At 29.5% G+C, this 23,064-nt stretch carries 18 protein-coding genes and 3 tRNA genes; 2 read left to right on the top strand and 19 right to left on the bottom strand.

What is annotated here, in order from left to right; translation table 4 throughout:
- Positions 1-98 precede the first annotated feature (98 nt).
- From ACNQ2T_RS01500 to ACNQ2T_RS01550, 11 genes are all read right to left on the bottom strand, one after another.
- Positions 99-770, bottom strand: a complete 672-nt coding sequence (locus ACNQ2T_RS01500) for a LemA family protein (protein WP_416755316.1) — start codon at positions 768-770, stop codon at positions 99-101.
- A 1-nt stretch (position 771) separates the two neighbouring features.
- Positions 772-2,784, bottom strand: a complete 2,013-nt coding sequence (locus tag ACNQ2T_RS01505; protein ID WP_418018060.1) for a tripartite tricarboxylate transporter TctB family protein — start codon at positions 2,782-2,784, stop codon at positions 772-774.
- Position 2,785: 1 nt separating this feature from the next.
- Complete coding sequence (locus ACNQ2T_RS01510) at positions 2,786-4,726, bottom strand: DUF262 domain-containing protein (protein WP_418035811.1); 1,941 nt, start codon at positions 4,724-4,726, stop codon at positions 2,786-2,788.
- A gap of 297 nt (positions 4,727-5,023) precedes the next feature.
- Positions 5,024-5,998 (bottom strand): bifunctional oligoribonuclease/PAP phosphatase NrnA, encoded by a 975-nt coding sequence (gene nrnA, locus ACNQ2T_RS01515; RefSeq protein ID WP_418018856.1) that lies wholly within the window; start codon positions 5,996-5,998, stop codon positions 5,024-5,026.
- The gene (gene nrnA, locus ACNQ2T_RS01520) at positions 5,998-6,963 is read right to left on the bottom strand and encodes a bifunctional oligoribonuclease/PAP phosphatase NrnA (protein ID WP_416741634.1); all 966 of its coding nucleotides are present in this window, start codon (positions 6,961-6,963) and stop codon (positions 5,998-6,000) included. Before nrnA (ACNQ2T_RS01520) ends, nrnA (ACNQ2T_RS01515) begins: the two co-directional genes overlap by 1 nt.
- 22 nt (positions 6,964-6,985) lie before the next feature.
- Positions 6,986-8,158 (bottom strand): hypothetical protein, encoded by a 1,173-nt coding sequence (locus tag ACNQ2T_RS01525; RefSeq protein ID WP_418035812.1) that lies wholly within the window; start codon positions 8,156-8,158, stop codon positions 6,986-6,988.
- Positions 8,159-8,424: 266 nt separating this feature from the next.
- On the bottom strand, positions 8,425-9,369 hold the full coding sequence (locus ACNQ2T_RS01530; protein WP_416755322.1) for an ABC transporter permease: 945 nt from the start codon (positions 9,367-9,369) through the stop codon (positions 8,425-8,427).
- On the bottom strand, positions 9,369-11,339 hold the full coding sequence (locus tag ACNQ2T_RS01535) for an ABC transporter permease subunit (protein ID WP_418019900.1): 1,971 nt from the start codon (positions 11,337-11,339) through the stop codon (positions 9,369-9,371). The genes ACNQ2T_RS01530 and ACNQ2T_RS01535 overlap by 1 nt, the downstream gene beginning before the upstream one ends.
- A 2-nt stretch (positions 11,340-11,341) precedes the next feature.
- Positions 11,342-13,600 carry an ATP-binding cassette domain-containing protein gene (locus ACNQ2T_RS01540; RefSeq protein ID WP_418035813.1) on the bottom strand — a complete coding sequence of 753 codons (2,259 nt, stop codon included), beginning with the start codon at positions 13,598-13,600 and terminating at the stop codon, positions 11,342-11,344.
- Positions 13,601-13,679: 79 nt separating this feature from the next.
- A complete protein-coding gene (locus ACNQ2T_RS01545; RefSeq protein ID WP_418035814.1) occupies positions 13,680-15,065 on the bottom strand; it encodes a BMP family ABC transporter substrate-binding protein in 1,386 nt (461 codons plus the stop codon).
- Between the two features lie 303 nt (positions 15,066-15,368).
- Entirely contained in the window at positions 15,369-15,923 is a 555-nt protein-coding gene (locus ACNQ2T_RS01550; protein WP_416741641.1) for an inorganic diphosphatase, read from the bottom strand.
- Positions 15,924-16,019: 96 nt separating this feature from the next.
- Here ACNQ2T_RS01550 and ACNQ2T_RS01555 point away from each other — a divergent pair.
- Both ACNQ2T_RS01555 and ACNQ2T_RS01560 read left to right on the top strand, forming a co-directional pair.
- A tRNA-Leu gene (locus ACNQ2T_RS01555) sits at positions 16,020-16,105 on the top strand.
- A 6-nt stretch (positions 16,106-16,111) separates the two neighbouring features.
- Positions 16,112-16,187: transfer RNA gene (locus tag ACNQ2T_RS01560), tRNA-Lys, on the top strand.
- A 102-nt stretch (positions 16,188-16,289) separates the two neighbouring features.
- Here the strand turns inward: ACNQ2T_RS01560 and ACNQ2T_RS01565 are convergent.
- The 8 genes from ACNQ2T_RS01565 to ACNQ2T_RS01600 all read right to left on the bottom strand — a co-directional run bounded on the left by ACNQ2T_RS01565 (position 16,290) and on the right by ACNQ2T_RS01600 (position 23,046).
- On the bottom strand, positions 16,290-17,840 hold the full coding sequence (locus tag ACNQ2T_RS01565; protein ID WP_418035815.1) for a hypothetical protein: 1,551 nt from the start codon (positions 17,838-17,840) through the stop codon (positions 16,290-16,292).
- Complete coding sequence (locus tag ACNQ2T_RS01570) at positions 17,821-18,720, bottom strand: Dam family site-specific DNA-(adenine-N6)-methyltransferase (RefSeq protein ID WP_418035816.1); 900 nt, start codon at positions 18,718-18,720, stop codon at positions 17,821-17,823. Before ACNQ2T_RS01570 ends, ACNQ2T_RS01565 begins: the two co-directional genes overlap by 20 nt.
- Entirely contained in the window at positions 18,701-19,411 is a 711-nt protein-coding gene (locus tag ACNQ2T_RS01575) for a DNA-methyltransferase (RefSeq protein ID WP_418035817.1), read from the bottom strand. The genes ACNQ2T_RS01570 and ACNQ2T_RS01575 overlap by 20 nt, the downstream gene beginning before the upstream one ends.
- Positions 19,412-19,617: 206 nt before the next feature.
- Positions 19,618-19,694, bottom strand: a tRNA-Ile gene (locus ACNQ2T_RS01580).
- 60 nt (positions 19,695-19,754) lie between these two features.
- Entirely contained in the window at positions 19,755-20,153 is a 399-nt protein-coding gene (rpsI, locus tag ACNQ2T_RS01585; RefSeq protein WP_416738469.1) for a 30S ribosomal protein S9, read from the bottom strand.
- Between the two features lie 2 nt (positions 20,154-20,155).
- Positions 20,156-20,590 (bottom strand): 50S ribosomal protein L13, encoded by a 435-nt coding sequence (gene rplM / locus ACNQ2T_RS01590; RefSeq protein ID WP_416738470.1) that lies wholly within the window; start codon positions 20,588-20,590, stop codon positions 20,156-20,158.
- Positions 20,591-20,743: 153 nt separating this feature from the next.
- Complete coding sequence (locus tag ACNQ2T_RS01595; protein WP_418019937.1) at positions 20,744-21,424, bottom strand: 16S rRNA (uracil(1498)-N(3))-methyltransferase; 681 nt, start codon at positions 21,422-21,424, stop codon at positions 20,744-20,746.
- Between the two features lie 2 nt (positions 21,425-21,426).
- Positions 21,427-23,046, bottom strand: coding sequence for an ABC-F family ATP-binding cassette domain-containing protein (locus ACNQ2T_RS01600; protein ID WP_416755331.1), 1,620 nt, complete (start codon positions 23,044-23,046; stop codon positions 21,427-21,429).
- Positions 23,047-23,064 lie beyond the last annotated feature (18 nt).

Raw genomic sequence — 23,064 nt, forward strand, 5'->3', positions numbered from 1 at the left:
CATTGTCCCATGATATTTGTACCATTTAGTTGTCCCAAATATCTTTATTGATTCGTATTGCAAAAAAAGTACCACTAGGGTACTTACGGGCTAATATTTTAATTAAAGAAATTTCCTCTAGCTTTTGCTTTCATTTCACTTGAAGTTGTGAATGGAATTCTAGTTGTGTATCCAGCTTTAGCAGCAACAATCATTTTTGTAGGTCATCTAAATATTTCACTGTTTCATAATAATACTGAATCATTGTATATTTCTCTAGCTGCTGTAATTTCTTTTTGTAGATAGTTGTTTTGTTGTAGCACTTGCATTAAGGTATCTTGAGCCTTTAATTCAGGATATTGTTCAACTTGAACACGAATATCTCTAAACATTCTATCTACGTTTTGGTTTATAGCACTTCTTTCTGCTTCACTGTGTTCTTCAGCTCCTGAACGTAGTTCAGCAACTTTTGTCATTACGTCTTTATCTAGATTAATAGATTTATTTACAATACCTACAGCATTTTCAAGAATAATTACTCTTTGTTCTATAAAGTTATCAACTTGAGATGCATTGTGTTGAATCTTTTGTTGGATTCTCTTTAAATAGTTAGCAGCACTTATTTTCATAAATAAGAACACTAGTCCCGGGATAATTAATGGGAATCATAGAAATACTTGAAATATTGTAGATCCCACTCCTACCTTAACTGGTAGTTGTTTATTAATAACATTAACGTCACGTCCTTCTTCATTTACTGGACCTGTTAATTCATCTAATTCGTTAGCCATTTTATTCTCCTTTATTTAAGAAATTACTAATTTCTGTATCTTCTTTTATTAATTCACTTTCATCTGTTGTTTTTTCAACTTCGATGTATTCAATTCATTCAACAGGAACTTGATATTTTTGACCATTTCCCGCTTTTACAGTAACATACTCAACTCTTGGTATTTCTTGGTGTCCATATGCTGTAATAGAGTAGTTAACTTGGTTTCCATTTTGAGTTTTATTTGAAACACAATAAATTTGTTCACCAGTTGAATCTTCATGTCTTAGGCCATCTCTATAAAAATCTGACTTGATAGAGTTAATATCAGCTTCTAATTGCTCTACTGCAATATTTTCTGTATAGTTATTAACTAATTCATGATTATTTTGACGATCTAAATATAATGGAATAGCCATAAAAGGAACTAGTGCTTTATAAAGACTTTCCATACCTTGTCTATAAGCTTGAATGAACCCTTCTTTTAGTTCGTTATATCCAAGACCTCAATTATCAAAAGACTCGATGTATTGATCAAATGGAACTTTTGCTTCTATGTGTGACAATTGAGGTTTAATTAATTTATGGAAGTTTCCTTGTTTATTTAAAATAAAGTTATCTCCATCTGAAAATTCACGTGTTAATAATAATTTTTCATATTGCTTTTGAGCTAGTGGAGTAAATAATAAACGATATGCAGCTTCATTATCTCTATCTAAACAGTTAAATAAAGACTCAAATGTTAAGTTCCCTAAAATTGGTTGGAAGCTTGTATTTTTATTAATTGCCTTTTTGTATTCATTTTCAAATAGTTTGCTTTGTTTTTTAATGAATTTATTAAGTTGACTCTTATTAAATTCATCTGCATGATTAGGTGTTCTTGTAAAGCTTAATGATGGAGCAGCATCATTGTAGTAGTATAAGGCATCTTCAACATAATATTTAGGTGCTGGAGCTGTATGATACGCTACTAATGTTTCAGTATATTTATATGATTCTACTGTAGAACTTCCATTTCTAGTTACTTTACGTGTTTTGAGATATGTAACTTGCATTGTTCCTCTATAAGTTACATTTTCATATTTCATATTCTTTGTAGATAAATATAAGAATGGGAAACCATTTAAAACACCTGATTTTACATATCTTACAGATTTATTTCTTTTATTCGGAATTAAAGATGCAGCCACTTCTCATAGGCTAGCAACTTCCATTGCGCTTTGACTTGTCTTTACATTCAAATTGATAAATGGGAAAATTTTATCAGCAATCTCTTTTTCAATTCCATCTAATGTACTTAGATTTTTTAGTGGCTTTACATTATTTTTCAATAATTCATTTGTAGCAAATAATCTTGCTCCTATTTCATCCACTTGAGCTTGAATTGTTTTGGAAACTTTTGAAAAGTATATTCACATTACAATATCAGCAACCATGAAAATTAATCATAATGTTAAAAATACAATTATAAGAATTTTTGCAGTTTTTAGGCCACCAATGACACCATAGAATAAGCTAAAGCCTACACTAAAAAAAGTTACAAATGCTAAAATTGAGTTAACTGTTAAGTTTAAACAAGTTATCATACTAATTTCTTTTTTCGATAATCTGGGCTTTCCTTGTTTTTCCCGCATCTTTTCGCCTAACTTTTGGCCTCAAGCACCCGCAGCAATTATTAGAGATACAATTCCTAGCGTTAATGTTATTGCAATAAATATAGGAAAGATTTCACTATCCAGAAAGGCACCCCCACCATTTCTAGCCACCATAAGTGCATACACTAAAAATCCAGATATTAATAAGCTATATACCAATTGAATAATAGCTGTCTTTTTTCATCCATTACTTATTCTTTGCTTTTTTGATGCTACATTAAACTCCTGACTTTCTTTTTTAAATCTATCTGATATTTCCTTACTTTCATCAAGATTTATTTGGGATTTCTCAGTTAAGTAGTCAAAATATTTTTCTACTTCATCATTAATTTTGGGCTGATAAGTTGTTTTATAATCGTCTATAACGTTTTCAATCTCCATTTTAAAATTCTCCATTCGTTTTGTTAAATTTTTCGTAATCCTTTAACAATTCATTAATCATTTTTTCACCACGATCAGTGATAAGTTGTGGAGTTCATAAAAGTTTTTCCTCAACACCACCATTTGGCAGAGTTGTTCTTTCACTATTTTGCTTTATGTATGAAATAAATTGTTTAGTTATTAGGAAATCTTTATATTCTTTTTCTATAAAGCTGATTTTTTCTTCAATATTATTATTTGATAGTTTAGAGTTATCTTTAAGGTCTAAAATAGTTAAGTTTCCAATTTTGTGAAGATATTCTTCATGCTCTACAGATGAAAAATATTCCTTTCATTCCCCTTCCATTTTTTGAGGGAGAATGTGTTCAATTGTAACCTTATCACCAGATTCGGTTATTGACTTATTACCACAAAGAATTTTTTCATATCTAAACAAAATATATGAACGATACTTAAGTTTATAGATATTTCCTTGTAGGGATTCTTTTAATTCTTTTGAGCTGTACTCTTTATATCAAAGTTCACTTTCTAAAACTTCTTTAGCTGAATTAGATCTTTCTATTAATTTCAATATTTTAGCCAATTGAGTAAATGCTTGTGTCCGAGTTTGCAATGTGATTCAAAAGAAGGTATAGTAGTTTTCTAAGCGTTTAATAAATTCTGTCTTTAAATCTTCTTTAGATTCATTTATTTCGTCTTCAAATTTATCAACAAACATTAGAACAGCAGATTTTCAAATATTGTCATTAATATATTTATTCATTATTTTTATTGTATTTTGGTATTCAACGTCTTTTCCTTGAGATTGGTTATTTTGTAAGTCGATATATGTCTTGTAAATATTAAAGAATTTGACCATTTTATCAATAAATTCTTTTCCGGCATTAACTAAAGGTTTGCTTTTGTCTCTGTTTTTGATTTTGAAAATATCTTCTTCATATCAAGCATATAGTGATTTTTGACCTGACTCTTTAACATAAATGGTTTTAATCAATTCTAGGAATAAATCTAAATTTAGCTTAGTAGCTTTACATTCTGGTCTTGAGAAATATTTTTCTATTTCTTCCCATTTTTTTGCATACAATTTAACTTTTTCATCATCTCCATCAGAAGAAATTGCTTGTAAGTTAATTGTTTTTATAATATCTGAGTTAGATAATTTAACCCCACGATTATTAATTACTGTAAATAGTTTATATGCGTCATTTAAAGAATTAGCATCTATCTCTGCAAAAGAAATTTTTTCTCATATTAATGTAAACATAAATTCATATAACTTAACAGGATCATTATATATACTGTTATCTTTATAGTTTTCTTTGTTTTCTTTAATATATGCCTGTATATATTTGACTCCGTGATATATAGACTTCACAGTAGGCTCTGTTTTAACAAGATTCTTAATATCACCATCACTTAAAAATTCTTCAATTTGGCCTTTTTGTGCATGATGAATTAATTCTAAAAGAACATCATTAACTTCAATTCTAGTTTCAAATGTAATGCGACAACGTTTTCTTGCATTTGATTTCATAGCTCCCATTTTTTCATTAATATAAGCTAACTTATTTTCGTCTAATGCTTCATCGAAATTGTATTGTTCATCTTTATCTAGTCCTGTCTTGACAATTAAGTCAATAAGGCATAATCAAATAATTAATATTGTAGTTAGTCTTTGTTGCCCATCTAATATGTAATATTTGGATGATTTGGTTCCGATAGAGCACAAGAGAATCGAACCAATAAAATAATAATCATTGATTGGTTGTTCTGGGCCTTTGTATGATTGAATGAAAAAGTCTTCTAAATCATCTAGTAATTCAGTGATTTCATCCTTTCCTCAAACATAGGCTCTTTGGTATGAAGGAACTATATATGATTTATTATCATTAAAAATATTCTTTACATACGTTTGTTTAATAAGAAATTCACTATTTTCCATAGATTTTTTTATTGTCTAAACATATTGTTGTTTTTTGCAAATCATTTTTTTATTCGATATAAAAAATTATTATTTTTTAGACACTCCTTTACTATTAGATTAACAAAAAAAAAAAAAAAACAGAAGCAAATTGAAGCAAAATGTGCAAATAAGCCTAGAAAATAGGCAAATATGAAAATTTGAAAAAATGAATAATGTAAGGAGGACTTATTGGATATATTTTCATTTATCTTAATAATGGCTTTTTTTAAAAATACAAAAAACACCAGCTTATGCCAGTGTTAATGAAATAAATTCTTACTTATTTTCAGCTTGGTAACGTTTTACTTCAGCAATACAGTCATCAATAACAGCTTCCACTAAATCTAAAGAGTCAATAACAGCTCCTGAAGCTCTTTCGTGACCTCCGCCACCTCATTTAACAGCTACATTACGAACAATTGGACCATTTGATCTAAATTCTACACGTACTTTACCATTTTCTTCTTCAGTAAATTGAACTCAGAATGGATATCCTTCAATATTAGCAATTGCATTAACTCTAACTGATTGTTGTGGAGTTTTACCCATTGCTAAAGTAGAAGCTAAATCATTTTGAATGTAGGCTACACCATCTCTAGTTTTAAGGCTTGACATTAATCAAGCATTGAATTTTAAGTCATCTAAAGTAACAGTAGCTAGGTTTCTGTGAATAAAGTCAGCTTCTAATCCTGCTTCATAAAGTTTAGCAGCTAGTTTTAAAGTTCTAGCTGAAGTTTTGTCAAATAAGAATCTTCCTGAATCAGTATTGATTCCTAAATATAATAAGTTAGCTGCTCTTTGAGTAATTTTTCATTGGTTTGTTACAGCAATATCTGTAATCATTTCATCAGCAGCAATATAAGAAGAATCAACTCATCTAATAGTATCATCTCCTAAATCATCACTATTAGGGTGGTGATCAATTCTTATCACTTGTTTAAAGATGTTTTTATCTAAAACTTCTCTACATTCAAGTCTTTCTTTATCTCCCCCATCTACCACAACTCCAAGTGAGTTAGCTAAAATTTCATCACTAGGAATTGGGTCCATAACAAGATTCATAAATGGGAATGAACCTTTAGCATCTCCAATAGCATAAACTTTCTTGTTAGGGAAGTTTGTTTCAAGTAATTCTTTAAGTCCAAATTGTGACCCTAAACAGTCACCATCAGGTCTAATGTGGTGAAAAATAACAATAGAGTCATACTTGTATAGTTCTTTAGTAACTAATTCTAAACTACCAATAACCATTATTTAGCCTCTCATTCCACGATAGCTTGGTTTAATGCAGCTAATACTTCAGGGACTTGATTTCATGAATCAATTGTAATACCTGCAGCATTATCATGCCCTCCACCGCCAAATTGGTTTGCAACTTTATTTACAAGTGGTCCATTTGATCTTAAACGTCCACGTACTTTACCATCTTCAAGTTGGATAAATAATGCTCAACATGAGTTATCTTCGATGTTAGCAAGTTCATTTACATATTGAGCTGCTTCAAAAGAATCCATGTCATATTTCTTTAATGTATCAGCATCAATTTCGTAGTAGAGAACTCTACCTTCTTTTTTAAATTCAGAAAGAATCTTTCCGACAAATTTAATTGATTTAAAGGTACGTTTTGAAAGTTCTCTTAAGATATCTGCTGGATGGAATCCAGTATCCATTAAGAAAGCTACTAAACGATGTGTTCTAGCTGATGTATCTGGATATAAGAATCTTCCAGAATCAGTATTGATTCCTAAATAAATGTGTGATGCAGCTTTTTGAGTTACTGTGTAGTTTCCATCGTAAGCAATTTGAGCAATCATTTCTGCTGCAGCTACATAGTGTTCATCAATCCAGTTGTAGTCATAATCAATATCAGCTCCATTAGGGTGGTGATCGATTCTTAATTTAGCTGTGGTTCTGTTTTCATATAATAACTCAGCACATTCAATTCTATCTCCACTAGAAGCATCTACTACAATAGCTAATGAGTTAGTAAAGTCAATGTCTTCAATTTTATCAAAGTGATATCCCATGAAGTCAAATAAGTGTAAGTTGTTTCCTGGTGTAAATACCTTTTTATTAGGGTAATTTGTTCTAATTAATTCTGCTAGACCAGCTTGTGACCCTAAACAGTCACCATCAGGTCTAATGTGGTGAAAAATAACAATGTTATCGTATTTTTCAATTGCGTCAATCGCAACTTTTGAATTTCCTATAATCATATTATTTCCTTTCTATTTTATGTTAATTCTTTGAAATATTATTAGTTAAATACTCTTTAATTTTATCATTTATTTCACTATATTCTTGAGATGTTATTACTTTAAATTCATCCACTTTTTTAATAGTCTCACTATCAACTTGATTGTTATTCAAGGTTATAGATAGTGTTAGATAAGCTTCATAACTTTTAACTAGTGTTGTAATTATTTTATTATAAGTGCTAGTAGATAAAATCGCATCAAATTTATCAGTTTGATAAAAGGTATATAAAATCTTTAAATAAATATCTTTAAAGATTTGGTTTAAATTACTTACTAATGTAGCTTGTAAGTAGGCAAGTCTAGCATTATTTTCCATCTTAGCAATGTTATCTTGATAAAGCTTAACTTGTTCTTTTTGTTCTGAATTTAGTGAGTTTATAAAATCAGAATTATTAAATAAATTATTTAAACTTGCTATTGCTAAGTGATAACTATCAGATACATTATTTAGTAAATCACTAGCCAGATCAATTTTATCCCACTTAGCTTCACTGGCTTGCATTGGGGAGCTAATTAGCTGTTTAAAAGTCTTAATTTGACTTTGTATTTCAGCATTTTCTTTTACATACAAGTAAGCAGAAATACTATCTCATATGTTACTTATAGTTTCAAGATTACTCTTATAAGTCTTACTTGCTTGAACTATATCGCTAACTAATCCAGGTGAGTCATTACCTGACTCTCAGATATCAAAAATCTTTTTTCCTAGAGAATCCATTGAACCTAGTGAAGAATCACTTGAATTATTAGTATAAATTAGCTTATAAAGTGAAATGATATCTAAAGTTTGTGCATTGTACATCTTAGGATCTTTTGCTAAGGCTTGCGCCATTAACTCAACATACTTCTTTTTTGCTTCAATTTGCGCTACTAATTGGAAATATTGATTAGCTGAAAAGTGTCCTCCAGCTTGGAATGCAAGCTCATTTCCTTTATTATAAAATGAAGCTGCATTTTTCATCGCTATTGATAAATAATAGTATTGTTTTTCTCCTTTTTGTACTTTTGTTTCAAATTGATCACTAAGCTTATTTCAACTATCGACAGCATCAATATATTGCTGTTGAGGGGTGCATGCTAATGAAACCATTGGTAATGAAATTGTAGTAATAATTGGTGTTATAAATAATAATTTTTTTAAGTGTTTAAACATATTTTAATTGTACTACATTTATCAGTCTCAAAGGCAAACTAAAATAGATATTCAGGACAATTCCTTTCGTTTTAAAAATTAATTTATCCATTTGGGCTTAAATAGTTTAAAGCCTTTATTGATCTTTTGCTATTTCTATAATCCACATAGTTATTAATTAAAGCATTAATGTATTTAATATCCATGTCAATGACCATAATATTTGTACCTTTTAGTTGTTCCAGATATCTTTATTAGTTTGAGGCAAAGAAAAATCGCCGAAGCGATTATCTTTTTGATTTGTCATATGGTATACCAGCAGCAGCAGGTCCCACAGTATTCTTTGAAGTAAACACCATAATTGCAAGTGTAACAACGTATGGAAGAATTCTGAATAAGTCAAGATATTTTTGACTGCTTTGTAGAACACCTGATCCATATACTGAGAATGATAATAAGAAGGCAAAGGCTGCTGACATTGGAATTGAAAGTGAAATCTTTCATCTAGATGTAATCATAATAGCAAGTGCTAAGAACCCTAGACCATCAACTTCTTTTGTAATTGAGAAGTCTTGTGCTCTAGCTTGTGCATATAATGAACCAGCAAGTCCAGCAATAGAACCAGCTAACATAACAGCTTGTCATTTAATCTTATTAACATTAATACCAGCAACGTCTGCAGCTTGTGGGTTTTCACCAATTGATCTAAATCTTAAACCTCAACGTGTTTTTCTCATTGCGAATCATGCAATAGCAACCACGATGATAGTAATAAATGTTTTGAATGATACTATGTCTAAGTATTTATTTTGAGCCTCTGACATAGATAGTGATTGAATTTTTCATGTAACTGATGAACCAGCATTTTGAATTCCAATTAGTAATAATACTAATAAGGCTGTAATACCACCAGCTAAAATGTTAATAGCAAAACCAGAGATTGTTTGGTCTGCCTTTAATCTAATAGTTGCTAATCCGAATAGCAATGAAAATAGTGCGGACATAGCAACAGCAATAATAGTAAGTGGGATTTGAACTCATCCACCTAATTCTTTTTGGAAAATAACATCAGTAAGAAGTACTCCAAATAATACATACATGATTGCACCAAAGATCATAAACCCATTGATAGCAATGTTAACGATTCCGGCTCTTTCTGAGAAAATACCAGAAATTGTACCTAGAATTAATATACAGAAGTAGAATACAGCATAAGCAATAATTTGTTCCATTAGATGTTTTCTCCTTCCTCGTCTAGTACTGGCACATATTTTGTAACAAGATTTTCATAAGGTTTTTTGAAGTATTTTTCATGGAAGTCATCAAAAATTTTGTTTTTAATTCCATTGTAAACAATTTTTCTTGAACGTGACTGTGCCTTGTATTTATTTACAGTTTCATAATATTGGTTCAATCCTAATTGTTCTCTTCTTTCACCTAATTTGAATTTTAAGACTGATATTTCATCATACATCTTCATCAATGTTGCTGTATCAGAGTTTTTATTATCAACAATTAATTTAGCAACTTCATTATCATATTGTCTTTTCAAGATTTTAAATTCAGCTAATCTTGCTTTATTATTAGCTTTAATCATCTTTAATTCTTTACGTTTAGATAAATTATTGAATTGTTTATAAAGCTCAATGTATTTAGCTTGGTAATCAGACAAGATTTCGTTTTGTTTGATATAGAAGTCTAAATCATTTGTTTTTGATAAAGCTTGTAGTCTTTGTTTTGTATTTGTTTTTAACTGTCTAATTTCTTTGTGATTAATTTTCTTAGCAGCTTCATATTCTTTAGATCATTGAATACTGAAAGCAGCTAGATCTTTCTTGTATTGAGCATTTTTAGCATAATTTTCAACATCTGCATGTTGTTCACTTCATTCAGCAGCAAATAATGCTTTAGCTTTTGTTCATGACTTAGCTTTATGACTATGAGTTCCTAAATTGTGGAATACTTTGTAATTTGCTCAATATTCTTTGTGGCTAAATAGAACTGTATACTTCTTAATAAAGTCAATAACTTTAAATTTATAGAACATAACTGAAAGTGCAGCCATGAAAACAATAAATCCTGTAATTATAGGGAAGAAGTCTTTTTGAATTTGTTGACCTGGGTGTCCTAAAATAATTTGGAATGATTCTTGAGATGCATTTAAATAAGCATAAAGCACAGAAGAAGCAAGAACACCATATGGGTTATTTAAAGCAATAAGAGCAATTGCAATTGATTCAAAACCAATAGCATATGGCGCACTATCACCAAGGAATTGTCCGTTTAAAATAATGATGTAATAGAATCCAGCTAGCCCAGCAAAAGCACCTGAAGCACCCATGATTCCTATTGTTACTAATTTTTCGTTAATTCCAACATATTTAGCATTTGATTTATTTAAACCAACCATTTTAATTTTGTAACCTAATGTTGTTTTAGAATAAATGAATCACATACCAATTGTTACAACTGCAACCACAGCTATTCCAAAGTATACAAATTGTCATTTTAAATCTTCTCAAGCTACAACATCAGTTAAAGAAATAATTTGAGTTCCTTTTAATTCTGATAAGTATTTATTCATTTCATCTGGTGCAAGATTGAAAGCATTGTTAGCTCTTGTGAAAAGATATACACCAATAAATGTTACTATTCAGTTAATAAAGATTGTAGAAATAACTTCGTGCACATTGAAGAAAGCTTTTAAAACTCCTGATAAAGCACCTGTTAATCCACCTATTAAAATGAATATAAAGATCATACCAATTAAGTATGAAGGATCTAGTTGATCAAGTGGAACTCTAGCTATTATTAAAACTGCGAAGAATATAATAGCAGGGAGTGTCATTTGACCAGCTATACCAATATTGAATAGTCCGGATTTAAATCCGATTGATACAGCAAATCCAGTCAATGCAAAGAATACAAAGAATGTTACTGTATAGAATGGTAATCTATTACCAAAGTCAAAAACATTAGTAATAAATGTAAAGATATTTACATCATCTGCTCCACGTGCAGCACAGTAAAGTCAGTAAATAATAGAAGCAGCTAATAATCCGAAGAAAACTGCTCATAATGAAGAATATAATTTTCTTCTTGATGAACGTTTGTCATCGAACATAACAAAGCGTTTAGTTGCATCAAACATTTGAACTGTTTTCTTTACAAATCTATTTTGCTTTTTAACAGTTTGTTCCATAATTATTTACCTCCTTTTTCATCATCTGATTTTTTGTGTGCCATGTAAATACCAATTTCGGTTCTAGTTAAGTTTTTAGCTTCTTTAACTGCAAGAATTTCTCCTGTGTTAATAACAGCAATTTTATCTGCTAATGCTAAAACTTCATCAAGTTCGTAAGAAATTAATAAGATGGCTTTACCATTTTTCTTTTCTTCAAGAATTCTTTCATGAATATTTTTAATAGCCCCAACGTCTAAACCACGTGTAGGTTGAAGAATTAAGATAAAGTCGTGTGGTGAGTTCATTTCACGTCCAACAATGAATTTTTGTTGGTTACCACCAGAAAGTGAACGAGAAATTGAATATCCTTTTCTTGCACCACGTACGTCGTATTTTTCAATAATTTCATCTGTTTCTTTTTTAACATTCTTCTTATTGATAATGCCTAATTTTTGATATGTTTTATCTCATAGACGACGTAATATTGTATTGTCTTTAATTGAATAATCAAGAGCTAATCCGTGTTTATGTCTGTCACTAGGGATAAAGCTAAATCCAATTTCAGAAATTTGTTTAACTGATAAATCACTAATTCTAATGTAATCACTATCTTCGCTATCTTTTTCTACTGTTTCAGTGATTGTAAAGTATGTTAATGTGATAGAAAAAACAAGAATTAAAGCAATAGCTGAAAGAACAACTGCTAATATACCAGTTACTTGCATAATTGATAACATGTTTTTAGTAATAGCATAGCTACCAACCACAATTGTTCCAACTAATGTTAAAATAGCTACAACTTCTTGTGAGAAAATTGCTGACATGTTTTTCTTTGTGGCAAATTTATGTGATAAGGTCTTGTTTGCAAAAACATAAACCATATTAGTCATAAATAAGACAATTGATAATGCAGCAAAGAAGATCATAATTGAAATGCCAGTCATATCTGCATTAATGAATGAGAAACTGAACATAAATGATAATGCTGCAGACGCAATCCCACTTAGGAATGTATATTTTAATATGTTTTTTTGTTTTTTAGTTATATCTTGCTCAAAATGTCCAATGACATTGAGATTTAAAGTTCTTATTTTTGCTCCATATAGGTTAGTAAATACTATTCCTAATGTTATAACCCCAAATAGTATAAAGAATCCACCTAAGATTTGATAAATAACCTTAGAAGATAAATCAACACTTGGTACAAAGAATAGTACTAATGCGATATATATAAATAGTATTGTTGCTAATGATAAGATAATATTTCTCTTTTTCTTAGCTTTTTGAACTTTCTCAAATTTTTCCTTAATAAGGTCAGTTTTTTTGAGAAGCACTTCACCTGCAATAGGTTTAATCATACCACTTGCAACGTGTTCTAAATCATGTTGTCCATTACCTTCAACCCCGGCAATAGCAACAATTTCACCACTGCGTACATCAAGAGAAACATTGCGCAAAGGCTTTTCTCCATCTGTTGAAACATTTTTTAAACTAAAGATAACTTCATTGTTTGAAGTGTCAGAATATTCATTTCTAGCAATTTCAACTTCATCACCAACCATACGGTTAGCCATTTCTGAAATTGAAACATCAGCAACTTTAAAGTTACCGGTAACTTGACCATGTCTTAAGACAGTAGCATTATCTGCAACTTCTTTAATTTCCGCTAATTTGTGAGAAATGAATAAAATTGTCTTACCTTGTTCTCTGAATAGTTTAAATGTTTCTAATAGACCTTGGATTTCTTGGTCTGTTAAAACTGCTGTTGGCTCATCAAAAATCAAAATTTGTGAATCACGGTATAACATTTTCATGATTTCAACTTTTTGTTGGGTCGCAACAGTTTCTTTACCAGTCATTCTGTTTAAATCAAACTGAAGATTAAACATTTCTTGAATGGTTTGTATTTTTTTAATAGCAGGTTTATAGTTTATAACACGTGTTACATTGTTTATGTCTTCATCACCTAAAACAATGTTTTCAAGGTTGGTATATACATCAACAAGCTTAAAATGTTGGTGAACCATTCCGATACCAAGTCTATTGGCATCATTTGGACCTTTAATTAACACTTCATTGTTATTGACTTTAATAATTCCTTCATCAGGCTCATAAAGTCCAAAAAGAATTGACATTAATGTACTTTTACCAGCACCATTTTCTCCGATTAATGCATGGATAGTACCTTTTTGAACTTCAAAGCTAATATCTCTATTAGCTTTAATAGAACCGAAAGATTTGGAAATATTTATAAACTCAATTGCGTTATTTTTTTCCATATTCTAGTCCTTTACTGTAATAAAAAGTAATAGTATCGCTACTATTACTTAATTTTACATTATTTTAGTATAAAATTACTTATTTTGTTCCATTAATTTTTGCAATTAAAGCATTAATTAAAGCACCTGTTTGTAAGTTTTGGTTGTCACCTTTTACTACTTCGCCACCATCAACATAATTAATGTCAGCATCTGATAATTTGCTAAATGCTTGACCATATTTGTCTAATAATGCATTAACTTTTGCTGCTTCAGCAGTATCTGTTAATGATGATTTAGAGTAACCAACTCATCCTTGTTTATATGATCCATTTACATTTTTAGCAGCATTTTTATTAAATGATGTGAATACACCTTTGTTGTCAATTCCAAAGATTGAGTATAGTAAAGTATCGTAAATAGCTTGACCAACATTCTTTGTGATTGATGTCATTAAGTATCCTTTAAGTGCTGGGTATGAAAGTGTTTGATCTACGTCTACACCAATAACTTTTGTATCAAGTTTTTGATCTTTAATTGATGTTAAAGTTTTTCCTGTAGCTGATCCAGCAACTGGAAGAATAACTGATGGGTGTTGTGCTAATAGTGTGTTAATTGTGTTTGTCATTTTATCACTTGGTTTGAAGTCTGTGTTTAATGGTAAACTTGTTGGGGTTGCTGTTTCACCTGTAATTTTTGTTGCTTTTGCTGTGTTAGCTGTATCATAGTTTAAAATACCTTTTAAGTATCCTGTTATGAAGTTTGTAACACCAGGGAATGCACCACCACCAAATGAAGTAGTTGTTCTTTTAGCTGCATCTGCATTGTTTCCTAAGTATTCTGCAATAGCTTGACCAACGATATAAGCTGATTCTTGAACTTTAAATGATAATGAATAGAAGTTAGCATATTGAGCATCTTCAATAGCAAAGTCAATACCAATGATGATAATTCCATTCTTTTCTAATTGAGCTTTTTTAGATTTTAAGTATGCACTTAAAGGTGATTGGTGTTGGAATCCTGATAGAATTCAAACTTTTGAACCACCAGCTAATAAAGTGTCATATGTTTTTGGATATTGTCCTTCTGTAGGTTGGATAACATTAACTTTAACTGATTTTCCTTCTGGATATGTTGTAACTTCAACATCTTTTCCATCTTTATCTTTAACAGTTTGTTTTTGTTCAAATAACTTGTTGATTTGATCTCTAAATGTTAAGGCACCTTCAACTGATGATTGGTTGAATGATTTGTCATCTCATAATCCAGAGTCTGTAATAACTGCGATTGATGGGAATGCTTGCACATTAGCTGCTTCAACAACTTCTTTTGTTACTTTATTATCTAATGAAATTTGTGTAACTTTTGTTTGAGGTCATTGAGCATCTTGTACTTTTGGACCACCACATGAAACTGAAGCTACAACTGGAAGTGCAACTGCAGACATGCTTGCAACAGTAATTAATAATGATTTAAATTTTTTCATAATTCTCCGATATATAATTAATTAATTAATTTCTTCGAACAAATCATATTTTTTATTAGTACTAATTTGTTCACTATTATTATATAGAATTAGAAGCCCCTAAAGGCAAAATGTGGAAATAAGTTTATTTTTGTTCCACATTTTAAAAAATAAAACAAAAATAAACTTTTTGCTCTATTTTTAAGGCGTAAACACCATTTTTTATGTTCTATTTACAAAAATAAAAATGCTTAAAAAATTATTTTTTTAAGAATAAAGTATCTAAATTAAAGAAAAAGCCCTAAATATAGGGCTTATAGGTGACTAAAATTGATATTTTTCTGGATGTTTTTCTTGCATTAGTTTAATAAAGTCTTTTTTATCCATGTCTCCGTATTTATTCATTAGTTCAACACATTCATCGTATTCAGCCATAGCTCATGTTACATCTTCAAATCCATCAACTGAAGTTATACCTTCACGTTTTCAGTTTTTGTATGTTGAAAAGAATGTTTTAACTGTGTCTAAGAATGGTAAAGGAAGGTCTTTTAATGATTGAATGTGATCAAGTCTATAATCATCTGCGTGAACAGCAATTAATTTAGTATCTGTTTCGCCATCATCAATCATTTTCATAGCTCCGATAATTCTTGCGTTTAAAGATACTCCTGGCATGAATGTTTCTTCCGAGTAAAGTAAAACATCAAGTTCATCTCCATCTCAGTCTAATGCGTTAGGAACAAAACCATAATTACATGGGTAAACAAAATCTCCTCTTAGTATTCTGTCTACTTCAATTTGTTTAGTTTTTCTGTTGTATTCGTATTTAATTCTTGAATTCTTTTGAATTTCAATTTTTACTTGGATTTCTTTTTGCATATCTATATAGTAACATATTGAATAAAAAAAATTAAAAAAAATGTTTGAAAAAAAAATCTTGTGTTATAATACTTAAGCAACAAGCAAAGACATGTTGCCCAGGTGGTGGAATGGTAGACACAAGGGACTTAAAATCCCTCGGTAGCAATACCGTGCTGGTTCAAGTCCAGTCCTGGGCACCAATATCTGCGCCCTTAGCTCAGCAGGTAGAGCAAATGGCTTTTAACCATTGGGTCAGAGGTTCGAATCCTCTAGGGCGTACCATTTCAAGAAATTGACCGAAGCTTCTGAAAAGAAGCTTTTTTTATAGCTTTTTTGCAAATAAAAAAACAAAAACACTTAATACCATAAAATTGTGTTTTTGTTTTATTCTTGCATAGTCTTTAGACTATACAATCATTTAAATGATTTTACCGAGTCAATAGTTATATCTACATTTGCTGCAGAATCATAACTTTTTTGGCAATAATTAAAGTAGTTTTGAAGCTCAAGCTCATATAATTCTTTTGTTTCTAAATCTATTTCAGAAAGGATTATGTTATATAAAACAGCTTTTGAGCAATCATATTCATCTATATTTTTTAGAATATGGCTTACATTAGAAGTGGTTTCATTATTATGCAGCTTTTCATATGAATTGTGCAGTGTTGTCTCTACATTAATTAAATATTTTTCTTTTTGATCAAAATAGCTAAAATCAGCTCTTCCACCTGGCGCATGAGAAATTGGTTCTAATTTATTATTAACAATTGTGTTTGAATATTTTTTAAAATTTTTAGGCTCAATATTTAATAGATAAGCAAACTTTAAGTTCACAAGATATTCAGCTATTGTTGCTCTTGTTGCATTTAAAATTTGACTTTTACCTTTAAAAATTCTATTTTTAACTTGTTTAAATTCTTCTAAAGTTAAATTATCAATTTGTTTCAGCCATTCATCTACTTGCTCCAAATTATAAGGGTATTCATTCAACTGCTTCGTTTGGTCAGCAAGATAATATTCTCCTTCATTCTTTTCAATAAAACTAGAATCAACAAAAATATCAGTCTTTGCATTTATAAATCCAAAGTCTTTCATCCATCTAAATCAAATATCAAAATACTCTTTGCTTAGTAATTCTGATAATCTATTTGTTTCAATTAACAAAATAAATTGTTCTAGGCTTAAATTATTATAAAAATCATAATAACTAAAAGTCTTATTTTTTCTAGAAGTATGATTAGTATATTTTTCTATTTGTCTAATATCTACGTTTTCGAAAAAATTGCTGTCTATTTGTTTATTATTTAGTTTGTATAAAAAAATATTTTTTAATATATTAATCCCTTTAGGTGGCTTTTTAAAATTTAATGATTTTTTATATTTATTTATATCTTTTAAAATGTTTTTTGTACTTTTATTAGCTAAGTAATTTATACAGTTATCCTTTGTATTTAGTGCATCAAATGTATTATAAAGTTCATAAAAGCTATCATTTTGCTCAAAAGTAACCATTGCAAAATATAATGGTAAGGCTTTAATTTCATTTTTGCAATATATAAACTCAACCATATTATTAAACTCACTATGATCGCCATATTTTAAAATTGATTTAAAAAATGAGTTGGTTAAATCGTTTTCATTAATTAATTGTACATTCAAGAGGCATTTACCATTATTTTTTGTTATAAAACCCATTGCAGTCAATTTAGATATAAACATACTAAATCTATTAATGCCAGTTTGATCCTTATAATTATAAATACCTTCACGTTCACAATATTCTTTAAAACTTTTTTCAAGCTTTAAATCAGAAAAAGTGTAGTCCTGATTTTCTGTTACCTCTTTAATTCAAATTAAAATAGATGAAAAAGTATTTAAAATGTTTTTTGTTCTGAGTTCAGTACCAGAAAGTTTATTAAAATTGTTTAACTTCATAATTTGTAATCAATACCTCGATATCTTTTAAATTTCTATGTTTTCTTTGATAATTAGAATTCTTGTAGTTTTTATTTAAAAAATAAATGTTGTATCTTTTGGCTCAATTTATTAGTTTTTCATTTCTGAGTCCTTTCGATTCAAATACATTACTCATTGCTCACTTAATTTTATGTTCATTTAGAATATCCAGGAGTTTAAAAAGCTCTTTATCTTTTTCAGCATTTCAAATACTATTATATGTAGCTTGAGTAATAGTATATGGTGGATCAAAATAAAGTAAATCATTAGAATCTAATTTATTATTATTTAACAGTTCATAAATATATGTAAAATCATTTGAACTAAATTGGATATTTTTTGTATCTATCTTTTGCTTAAATTCAATTAAAGCTTTTTTACGATTATCATTTAAAGTCTGTTTTCCAACCGGTACATTAAACATATTTTTAGAATTAAATCTTATCTGACTATTAAAACTATGGACAATAAGGAGAAATAGTCAAATATTTCCTATTTCTGTATTTTTATTCTCAAGCATGTTATATTTACTTCTTAAATTCAAATAGGATTCCTTGAATTTATCTTTATCATTTTTAATATTCTTTTTCAAATTAAATCGTTCAATTTCAATTTCGATCTTATTTATTAATACAGTTCGATTAATGCTATAAATAAATTTCAACAAATTAGTTAATTTTATATCTATATCATTATAAAAATACTTTTCAGCATTAACATTTGCTAGCATTGTTCCACCACCACCAAAAACATCATAGAATGTTTTAATGTTTTCAGGTAGATAATAAGCAATTTGATTGAATAAAATATATTTATCACCGAGATAATATAGTGGGCTTCTATAAACTTTTAAATTCATTAATTCTCTTAATTGACTTTTCATAATATTCTTTATCTATTTCTGTTCCTAAATATCGTCTGTCATGTTTTAAGCAAACAATAGCAGTTGTGCCAGAACCTAAAAATGGATCGAAAACTAAATCATTTTCACGCGTGTGGGTTAAGATTAATTCTTCAATAACTGAAAGTGGCTTCTGTGTTGGATGTATACGATTTTTACCTGAAGCAACTGTTGAAGAAATTATCTCTGGTCTTTTATATTTAATGTCTTCGTTTTTATTAAAAACTCATTTTTTACCAGGCTTCACAGCTCAAATCGCAAGTTCAAAATCTGTTACATAACGTCTATGAGTATTTCGTGGCATAGGATTTGTTTTAATTCATCTAATCAAATCTTTAACTATAAATCCATTTTTTTCTAAAGTTTTACATATATCACCAAAATTTTTATAGTCATTAAAAATAATAATTGATCCACCTTTTTTAACAAATGGTGATACAAGCTTTATTCATTTAGTTTGATCAAAATCATAATCCCAAGTGCCAAAATCAATACCCTGTCTGCCTATTGTTTTAAAATTGTTTTTTCTTGATATGTTATATGGTGGGTCTGTTATTATTGCATCGATAAATGGTTCTTTATTTTCTTTTCTTCACTTTTGAAAAAGCTTGATATTATCAATGTTCAAAATTTTATTTTCTCAATCCATAGTGGATGAATTATATATATATATATATATATATATATATAAGTCAAGTAAAAAGGTTAAATAAGTAACAAAATATATAAAAAAATTCGTAAATTTTATATTAATCGATCTAACACGTTAGCTTTAAAAGTTGTTTTATTTTAAGAGTAAAAAATAAAAAAATCTCATAAATAATTATGAGATTTAATTTGGTCAATTTCTTGAAATGGTGCGAACGAATGGACTCGAACCATCGACCTCACGATTATCAGTCGTGTGCTCTAACCAACTGAGCTACGCTCGCGAATATGTATGCATATTATACCATAAAATATTATTATGCATACAAAAATTATTAAGTTTATTAACGTTTTGAGAATTGTCTTGCACGACGTGCAGCACGTAAACCTGGTTTTTTACGTTCTTTAGCACGAGCGTCTCTTGTAAGCATTCCTGCAGCTTTAAGAGCAGCACGGTAATCTACGTTAGCTTCTAATAAAGCACGAGCGATTCCTAATCTAATTGCTCCAGCTTGTCCGCTAAGTCCCCCACCAGTTACGTTTACACTAACATCAAATGTTCCAAATGTTTCTGTTAAAACAAATGGTTGGTTGGCATCTTTTAAGTAGATATCAGATGTTAAGTAATCTCTAGCATCACGGTTGTTGATTGTGAATTTTCCTGTTCCTGGTGTAAGTCTTACACGAGCAACTGATGATTTTCTTCTTCCTAAACCACGGTACATTACATTGTTATTAGCCATAATTATTTAACCTCTAATCTTTCTGGATTTTGAGCTGCGTGTTTGTGATCTGGTCCAGCGTAAACGAATAAGTTTCTACGTTGTTTGTTTCCTAACTTTGTGTGTGGAAGCATACCGCTAACAGCTTTTTCAATAATAGCTGTAGGTCTTTTAACTCTTAATTTAGCAGCTGTGATAGATTTAAGTCCACCAGGGTATCCTGAGTGTGAGTAGTAAATCTTATCTTCTTCTTTATTACCTGATAAAACAACTTTTTCAGCGTTGATAATAATTACGTTATCACCCATATCTGCATTAGGTGTAAATGTTGGTTTGTTTTTTCCTCTTAATACTGATGCTACTTGTGCAGCTAAACGACCAAGTACTTGTCCTTCAGCGTCAACAACATATCATTTTTTGTTAGCTTGTTGAGTATTTACTATTGTAGTTTGTCTCATGCTAATCCTCCTACGTTAACTATAAATTTATTTAGGTTTCGGTTAATTTTTTAAATTGCTTATTAATTATAACACACAAAACCTAATAAACTAATATTTTTTAATTATCTATTTTTGCTTAAAAATAAGGCTTTTTATATCTTTTTAATTTATTTATTGAATTTTTATTTGGCTTAATAAATAAATAGCAGCTGTTTCAGCTCTTAAAATACGACTTCCTAGTGAAACTGGGCTAACTTGGTATTGTTGAGCTAAAGCAATTTCCTCTTCACTAAAGCCACCTTCTGGTCCAACTAAAAAGAGTACATCTTGATCAATTGGTTGAGGGAGCGCAACTGAAGTAGCAATTTTTTCATGTGCAATATATTTAGCAATTCCATCAGTTTTAATTACATCTTCAAATTTTGTTAAAGGTGCTAACTGTGGAATTTTATTACGAAAGCTTTGTTCAGCTGCATTTTGTAAAATTGTTTGGAAGCGATCATATTTGCTTTCAAATTTATTATATTTAACTAAATCATGTTGAGTATATTGAGTTAGCATTGGAATAATTTTGCTAGCCCCTAGTTCAGTGGCTTTTTGCAGCGCTCACTCAAAACGATCTAGTTTTATTACACTAATAGCTAAAATTACTTCATGTTTTAACTCATGATCTTGTTCTAGCTTAAATTGAATTTTAGCTTGATTGCCTTCAAGTAAGCATTGATAAAATTCATTTTGGTAAACACATATAAAAGGTTTATCTTGTGCTCTAATTACCTTTATATGTTTAATAATTTCTGGATCTAAGTCAAATCCATTTTCGCTTTGTTTAGTTACAAAGAATCGATTCATACTTATTCCTCATTCATGATAGCTTCGTAATCTTCCAGACTTCCTCTGAAAATAAAGCTTTTCTTAGGTGATTGAAGTTCTAAAATTACATCAGCACATTGATTAACAAAGGCTCTATTATATGTAGTAAAGATTGCTCCACCTTTGAAGTTTTTAACCCCTTCAATAACTGAGTCAATTGATTCAGCATCTAAGTGGTCTAAAGGTTGGTCTAATATTATAAAGTTTGATTCAAGTAACATCATCCGAGAGAACATTAATCTAGCTTTTTCTCCCCCACTAGTTACTCTAACTTTTTTAAAGACAGAGTCATTATTAAATAACATACGTCCTAAAAATCCACGCATACGTGCATCATCGTTTTCACGATTTTCTTTTTCTTTATTTTCTAAAGGTCATTTTGAAATTCATTCCAAAATATTTTCGTCAGTATCAAAATATTTTGAGTTTTCATTTGGAAAGTATGAAGGTGTAATTGTTTGTCCTCATTCTACAGTTCCACTTGTTGGCTTAGTAATACCAAGTAAACATTCTAAGAATTTTGTTTTAGCAATGTCATCTTCTCCAACAATAACCATTTTTTCACCAGGTTTTAATGAGAATGAGACTTTTTCAAAGACTGTTTCACCTTTATCATTTACATAAGTTAAATCTTCTACATTTAAAATTTGTTTTCCATGATCACGGTTCATTTCTCAACGCACATATGGATATTTACGGTTAGAAGGTTTGATTTCATCAAGTGAAATTTTTTCAAGTGCTTTCTTACGTGAAGTAGCTTGGCGTGATTTAGAAGCATTAGCACTAAAACGAGCAATAAAGTCTTTTAGTTTTTCAATTTGAGCTTCTTTTTTCAAGTTTGATTGTTTCATCATTTCACGAGCTAATTCTGATGATTCTTTTCAAAAGCTATAGTTACCTGTATAAATTTTAGCTTCATTATAATCAATATCCACAATGTGAGTACATATAGCATCTAAGAAGTCACTATCGTGGGATACAACTATAACAACATTTGGATAGTCAATTAAAAAGTTTTCAAGTCATCTGATACTTCTTAAATCAAGGTGGTTAGTTGGTTCGTCCATGATTAAGATATCTGGATTACCAAATAAAGCTTTAGCTAAAAGTACTTTAATTTTTTGGTTAGCTGTTAGTTCACGCATTGGTACTTCTCATTTTTCTTTAGGTATATGTAAGTTAGCTAGTAATTCTTGCGCATCATTTTCAGCAGTTCATCCACCTAACATTCCAAATTTTTCTTCTAAATCTGCTGCACGTTCATAATCTTTATCAGTTGCATCAGGATTCATATAAATGGCATCTTTTTCTTCTTTAATTTGGTATAGATCTGTATTTCCCATGATAACTACTTCAGTAACATTCATGTCATCATAAGCGTTGTGATCTTGAGAAAGAACTGAAATACGTTTATTCTTTTCAATTACAATATTTCCACCAGAAGCTTCCATTTGACCTGCAATTATCTTTAAAAATGTAGATTTTCCAGCACCATTGGCTCCAATTATTCCATAAGTATTACCTTCAGTAAACTTTAAATTAACATTTTCAAATAACTTTTTATCACTAAAAATCTTACTTAAATTTTGAACTTCAATCATTTAGTCTCCTTATATTAT

It is taken from the genome of Mycoplasma haliaeeti (genome assembly GCF_048284645.1).
Taxonomy (GTDB): domain Bacteria; phylum Bacillota_I; class Bacilli_A; order Mycoplasmatales; family Metamycoplasmataceae; genus Mycoplasmopsis.